This window comes from Gammaproteobacteria bacterium (assembly GCA_011375345.1).
Taxonomy (GTDB): domain Bacteria; phylum Pseudomonadota; class Gammaproteobacteria; order DRLM01; family DRLM01; genus DRLM01.
Genome location: DRLM01000013.1, coordinates 1 through 6263 on the forward strand (window position 1 = coordinate 1; position 6263 = coordinate 6263).

Sequence of the window (6263 nt, forward strand, 5' to 3'; positions counted from 1 at the left end):
TGGATTTCCTGGCCGGGGCGGGTCAGAGCGTGTGGCAAACCCTGCCCCTGGGTCCCACCCACGATGACGGCTCGCCCTACCAGTGTCTTTCGGTGCATGCCGGGAATCCCGGTTTCATTGACCGGGACGCGCTGCGTGAGGAAGGCTGGCTGGACGGCGCGCCATCCGGAATGTCGCTGGCGGCGGCCTGGCAGGCGTTCCAGGCGCGGGCTGACACCGCCGCCCGTCACGACTTTGAGGCCTTTTGCGCCGAACACAAAAGCTGGCTGGACGATTACGCTCTCTATTGCGCCATACGGGAAGAGCAGGGTCACCAGGCCTGGTGGCACTGGCCCGCGCCCCTGCGCGACCGCGAGCCCACTGCCCTTGAGGAGGCAGGCCGGCGCCTGGCGGACGCGGTGGGCACGGTGCGCTTTGGCCAGTTTGTGTTCTTCCGCCAGTGGGCGGCCCTTAAACACTACGCCAACCAGCGCGGCGTGCTGATGTTCGGCGACATGCCCATTTTCGTGGCCCACGACAGCGCCGACGTGTGGGCCGAGCGTCAGTATTTCCAGCTGGACGAGCGCGGCCAGCCCACTGTCGTTGCCGGCGTGCCCCCCGACTACTTCTCCGCCACCGGCCAGCGCTGGGGCAACCCCCACTACGACTGGGACCGCATGGGACAGGACGGCTACGCCTGGTGGCTCAGGCGCATGGCCACGCAGCTGCAACTGTTCGACCTGATCCGCATCGACCACTTTCGCGGTTTTGAAGCCTATTGGGAAATCCCCGCCGGGCACGACACCGCCCAAGGGGGCCGCTGGGTGCAGGGGCCGGGTGATGCCTTGTTCGAAGCCTTCCACGCCCGCTTCGGCGAATTGCCCGTGGTGGCGGAAGATCTGGGGGTGATCACCGAAGCCGTCACCGCGCTGCGCCTGCGTCACCGCCTGCCGGGCATGAAAATTCTCCAATTCGCCTTCGACAGCGGCCCCGGCAATCCCTACCTGCCCCACCACCACGAACCCCTCTACGCCGTCTACACCGGCACCCACGACAACGACACCACCCTGGGCTGGTACCGCAGCCTGCCCGAAGCGGTCCGCGCCCACGTCAACGACTACCTTGCCTGCGTGGCTGCCGACATGCCCTGGGCCCTTATCCGCGCCGCCCTGGCCTCCGTTGCCACCCTTGCCATCGTGCCCCTGCAGGATATATTGGAGCTGGGCAGCGAACACCGCATGAACACCCCCGGCACCACCACCGGCAACTGGGCCTGGCGTTTCCGTTGGGCGCAAGTGTCTGGTGATGCCGTCCGCCGCCTGCGGCACATGACCGGACTCTACGGGCGCCTGGCGCAATAAATGCGGGTGGCGCACCGCCGCGCGCCAGCTATCAGCCCGCCCCCAACCATCCCCCGACCGTATAGGTGATCACCCCCGCTCCCGCACCGATCACCATCATCCGCAAGCCGCTCCAAAGCGCACGTTTGCCGGTGAACAAGCTGAGCACGGCACCGACGGCGAACAGGGCGGCCAAGGTGAGGATGATGGCCGCGGGCAGGGTGGTGCTGCCGGGTCCGAGCAGGAAGGGCAGCAGGGGCAAGGCGCCACCCGCCGCGAAGGAGAGAAAGGAAAAGCCCGCCGCGCCCCAGGGTGAGCCCAGGTCGTCGGGATTCAGGCCCAGTTCTTCGCGGGCCAGGGTGTCCAGGGCGGTATCGGGGTCTTTCATCAGTTCGCGGGCCACGCTTTCCGCCTGTTCTTTGCTGAGGCCCCGGGCGCGGTAGATGAGGGCCAGTTCTTCTTCCTCCTCGATGGGGTAGTGTTCGATTTCTTCCCGTTCCAGGGCGATTTGATATTCGAACAGCTCGCGCTGGGACCGCATGGAAATGTATTCCCCCGCAGCCATGGAGAAGGCGCCCGCCAGCAAGCCGGCGACCCCGGACAGCATCACAATGTTCAAGTCCGGGGTGGCGCCCGCCACGCCCATGATGAGGGCGGCGTTGGAGACCAGGCCGTCGTTCACGCCGAACACCGCCGCGCGCACATTGCCGCCGGCTGCGATGCCTTTGTGGCCGCGGCCCACCTCGCTGATGCAGGTGGGCATGGGGTGAGCGCCGCGCACGGCCCGGCCCTGGTAGACGGACAGGCCCCGCACCTTCATCGCCGCCAATATGGGCCGGATGGGGCGGGGGCCCAGCGTGCGCAACATACGGGCGACCAGACGGGCGCGGCGCGTGGGCAGAAAGCGTGGCGGGCTTGCACCCTGGCGGATCAGTTCTTTTTCCCAAATCCGCGCCTGGGATTCGGCAGCATCGGCCAGTTCGGAAAACAGGCTGCTTTTTTGGGGGTCGGTTTCCACCTGGGTGACAACGCGGTAGAGCCAGGCGGATTGTTTTTCTTCGTGCCAGTTTTCTAGGGACATGGGGTTTCCTGAGCTTGGGAGGGCGGGTTTTTCCACAATGCTACGGTGGCTGCGGCGTAGTCAGCAGCACCAGTTGCGCCATCACATGAGCGATGCTTAAAACCAGCGGGACCATTCCACCAACACGTGCTTCTCTCATCCTCCGTGTTTCCGCGGTGAATGGATAATGATGATTCTAACCCCCCTGCGGCCTTCTTTGTTAACAGGATGTTGAAAAAAGCCTTCCTGGCTTTTTTCAAAGCCGGCCGCCGCCTGCGCGGTTTGCGGCTGCCTTGCATTTTTAACAACTTATCGTCATTGATACATGACGGTGCATCCAAAAACTTGCAACATTGGGGTTTGCTATTCCTCCTGCGGCCGGTTGATAGAAGGCGGTATCATTGCAGACTGCGCCAGGGTCATGCCGGGGCAGCGGGATTGTCTTCTCCCGGGTGCAGGAGAGGGGCTGTGTTCCCTGAGGAGAATGCAGCGCCGGGGAGCCAGCGGGCGGCGCGCGGAGCCAGCGCCATGGCAGCTTGTGCCGGCGGCCAAGCCAAGAGTTTGTTGAATGCATGAGATCTCCTTGTGTGAAAGGGTGTTGCAGGTGCTTGAAGAACAGGCCGGGGTGCAACGCTACCGCAAAGTTAAGACGGTGTGGCTGGAGGTGGGCGCTCTGGCCGGCGTTGAGGTGGAGGCCCTACGTTTTGGTTTTGATGTGGTGATGAAAGATTCCATTGCCGCCGGCGCCCGTCTCGAGATTATTGCTGTGCCCGGTCAGGCATGGTGCCCGCAGTGCGGGAAGAAAGTGGCCATCAGGCAGCGCTTTGATGGTTGTCCGGGGTGCGGCGGCCATCAACTGCAGGTCACTGCTGGTGAGGCGCTGCGGATCAGGGAACTGGAGGTGGAGTAGTGTGCATAGACTGTGGGTGCGGCACGGACCGGGCGATGATTGACGGCTCTGGCCCTCATCATGCCCACGATCCGCACAGCTGTGAAAGCCGCAGGGTGCGCCTCGAGACCGATATTCTGGCCAAGAACAACGAGTACGCCGCGCGCAACCGGTGCTACTTTGCCGGGCGCGGCATTCTGGTGTTGAATCTGGTCTCCAGCCCGGGCTCCGGCAAGACCACGCTGTTGGCCCGCACTGCAAGCGATTTGAAAGACACCATGCCCGTCAGCGTCATCGAAGGAGATCAACAGACCGCCATGGACGCTGACCGCATTCGCGCCACCGGTGTGCCCGCGGTGCAGATCAACACCGGCAAGGGCTGCCATCTCGACGCCCGCATGGTCGGGTGCGCGGTGGAAAAACTTGAGCCGGAAAGCGGCAGTTTGCTGCTCATCGAAAACGTCGGAAATCTAGTCTGCCCGGCCGGGTTTGATCTGGGTGAGGCGCACAAAGTGGCCATCCTCTCCGTGACGGAAGGTGAAGACAAACCGATCAAATATCCGGATATGTTTCATGCTGCCGACGTGATGCTGTTGAATAAAGTGGACCTGTTGCCCTATCTCGATTTCGATGTGGAACAGTGCATCGCCTACGCAAAGCGGGTAAACCCGGATATCGAGGTGATACGGATTTCGGCCACCAAAGGCGACGGGCTTGCGCGGTGGTATGACTGGATCGAGTCCCGCCGGCCACAGCAGAAAGAAGCGAGGGAAGGTTAGTCATGTGTCTGGCCATCCCCGCAGAAGTGATTGAGACAGACGGCGACAACGCCCAAGTCTCACTTGGCGGCGTAAAGAAAGAAGTCTCCCTGGCCCTGGTGGAAGATGTCGCCATCGGTGATTATGTATTGATCCACGTCGGCTATGCGCTTAATAAAATCGATCCCGAAGAGGCGCGAAAGACGCTGGAGCTGTTCGCCGAAGCCGGCATGCTGGAAATGGGTACATGAAGTATGTGGATGAATTTCGCGACCAGCAGCAGGCGCGTGCCATCGCCGCTGCTATTGCGCGCGAGGCAAAGGCCGAACGCCGCTACCGTTTGATGGAGTTCTGCGGCGGTCATACCCATGCCATTTTTCGCTATGGGGTGCAGGATTTGATGCCGGCCAATGTCGAGTTCATCCACGGCCCCGGCTGCCCGGTCTGCGTGTTGCCCGTTGGCCGTATTGATGAGGCGATGCAACTGGCACAGAATCATGGTGTGATCCTGTGCACCTACGGCGACATGATGCGTGTGCCGGCCGGTAACCGCCGCAGCCTGATGCAGGCCAGGGCCGATGGTGCTGATGTCCGCATGGTCTATTCCACCCAGGACGCGTTGCAGATTGCGCGTGACCATCCCGAACAACAGGTGGTTTTCTTTGCCATTGGTTTCGAGACCACCACACCGCCCACCGCAGTGGCGATCAAGCAGGCCCGCTCAGAGTCGCTGAAAAACTTTTCCGTCTTCTGCAATCACGTGCTGACCCCCGCTGCCTTGGGTGCAATTTTGAATGCCGAAGAGCCTGTCAATATCGACGCCTTTCTCGGTCCTTCCCATGTCAGCACCGTCATCGGCAGCCGGCCCTATGAACAGTTTGCCAAAGACTATAAAAAGCCCATTGTTATCGCCGGCTTCGAACCGCTGGATGTGATGCAGTCGGTCCTGATGGCGATCCGGCTGATCAACGAGGGGCGCAATATTGTTGAGAACGAATATTCCCGCGCCGTCAGCCGCGATGGCAACACCAAGGCCCAGGCACTGGTGGAAGAAGTGTTTGAAGTGCGCGCCGGTTTTCAGTGGCGCGGCCTTGGTTTGATCCCCAACAGTGCCTTGGAGATTCGCGCCGGGTACGGTGAGTTTGATGCAGAGAAACGTTTCAGTGTCAGTGCCCGGGCGGCGACGGATACCAAAGGCTGCGAGTGTCCGGCGATTTTGCGTGGACAAAAAAAGCCCATAGACTGCAAACTGTTCGGCACGGTTTGTATGCCGGAGAATCCCATGGGCTCCTGCATGGTTTCTTCTGAAGGGGCGTGCGCCGCCTATTGGAATTACGGGCGGTTTCGGGGCGTCGCGTAGTGGGATACGCGGGAACGGGGAAGCGTTTTACAACACCTGGTGAGTGAAGAGTGAGGCTGAACGCGACAACCGGCAAAGTCGACATGAGTCACGGCAGCGGCGGTCGCGCCATGGTCCGGTTGATTGAAGATCTGTTCATCAAACACCTGGACAATCCGCTGCTGCGCCAGGGCAACGATCAGGCCTGCTTTGAAGTCGCCGCGGGACGCATGGTGATGTCCACTGACGGCCATGTGATCGCGCCGCTGTTCTTTCCCGGCGGCGATATCGGCACTCTTGCAGTGTATGGCACGGTCAACGACGTGGCCATGTCCGGCGCCAGGCCACTCTATCTCTCCGCCAGTTTCATTCTCGAAGAAGGTTTTCCGCTGGCGGATCTGGAACGCATTGTGATCAGCATGGCTGATGCGGCCGCAGCGGCTGGTGTGAGTGTGGTCTGTGGTGACACCAAGGTGGTGGAGCAGGGCAAGGGCGATGGGGTTTTTATCAGTACCACCGGTGTTGGGATAGTGCCGGAAGGGGTGAATATTTCCGGTGATCGGGCGCGGCCCGGCGATGCCATACTGGTCAGCGGCAGCATGGGCGATCACGGGATTGCCATTCTCTCCAAACGGGAAAATCTGGAATTCGAGACCACCATTGAATCGGATTTGGCGGCGTTGAATGGTCTGGTGGCCGATATGGTGAATGCCGTGCCGCAGATCCGCTGCCTGCGTGACCCCACCCGTGGCGGTCTGGCCGCGACGCTAAATGAACTGGCCGGTCAGTCCGGTGTCGGCATGCAACTCAATGAGGCAGCCATTCCCGTCAAACCACAAGTGGCGGCCGCCTGTGAGCTGCTTGGCCTCGATCCTTTGTATATTGCCAACGAAGGCAA

General features: G+C 61.6%; 7 protein-coding genes. 6 read left to right on the forward strand and 1 reads right to left on the reverse strand.

Annotation, left to right across the window (positions count from 1 at the left end):
• Positions 1–1340 (forward strand): 4-alpha-glucanotransferase (gene malQ, locus ENJ19_00960; protein ID HHM04297.1); only part of this gene is annotated, 1340 nt, incomplete at its 5' end.
• A 31-nt stretch (positions 1341–1371) separates the two neighbouring features.
• On the opposite strand, the gene ENJ19_00965 is transcribed toward malQ, so the two are convergent.
• On the reverse strand, positions 1372–2400 hold the full coding sequence (locus tag ENJ19_00965) for a hypothetical protein (protein HHM04298.1): 1029 nt from the start codon (positions 2398–2400) through the stop codon (positions 1372–1374).
• Between the two features lie 547 nt (positions 2401–2947).
• Here ENJ19_00965 and hypA point away from each other — a divergent pair.
• The 5 genes from hypA to hypE form a co-directional block, all read left to right on the forward strand.
• Positions 2948–3289, forward strand: coding sequence for a hydrogenase maturation nickel metallochaperone HypA (gene hypA / locus ENJ19_00970; protein ID HHM04299.1), 342 nt, complete (start codon positions 2948–2950; stop codon positions 3287–3289).
• Positions 3290–3324: 35 nt separating this feature from the next.
• Positions 3325–4047 carry a hydrogenase accessory protein HypB gene (gene hypB / locus ENJ19_00975; GenBank protein HHM04300.1) on the forward strand — a complete coding sequence of 241 codons (723 nt, stop codon included), beginning with the start codon at positions 3325–3327 and terminating at the stop codon, positions 4045–4047.
• A gap of 2 nt (positions 4048–4049) precedes the next feature.
• On the forward strand, positions 4050–4277 hold the full coding sequence (locus tag ENJ19_00980) for a HypC/HybG/HupF family hydrogenase formation chaperone (protein ID HHM04301.1): 228 nt from the start codon (positions 4050–4052) through the stop codon (positions 4275–4277).
• On the forward strand, positions 4274–5386 hold the full coding sequence (hypD, locus tag ENJ19_00985) for a hydrogenase formation protein HypD (protein ID HHM04302.1): 1113 nt from the start codon (positions 4274–4276) through the stop codon (positions 5384–5386). The genes ENJ19_00980 and hypD overlap by 4 nt, the downstream gene beginning before the upstream one ends.
• An 83-nt stretch (positions 5387–5469) precedes the next feature.
• Positions 5470–6263, forward strand: a 794-nt coding sequence (gene hypE, locus ENJ19_00990) for a hydrogenase expression/formation protein HypE (protein HHM04303.1), incomplete at its 3' end; no start/stop codon positions are given.

Coding starts and splice junctions, on each gene's coding strand:
- ENJ19_00965 (HHM04298.1), bottom strand. CDS start 2,400: ATGTCCCTAGAAAACTGGCACGAAGAAAAACAATCCGCCTGGCTCTAC.
- hypA (HHM04299.1), top strand. CDS start 2,948: ATGCATGAGATCTCCTTGTGTGAAAGGGTGTTGCAGGTGCTTGAAGAA.
- hypB (HHM04300.1), top strand. CDS start 3,325: ATGATTGACGGCTCTGGCCCTCATCATGCCCACGATCCGCACAGCTGT.
- ENJ19_00980 (HHM04301.1), top strand. CDS start 4,050: ATGTGTCTGGCCATCCCCGCAGAAGTGATTGAGACAGACGGCGACAAC.
- hypD (HHM04302.1), top strand. CDS start 4,274: ATGAAGTATGTGGATGAATTTCGCGACCAGCAGCAGGCGCGTGCCATC.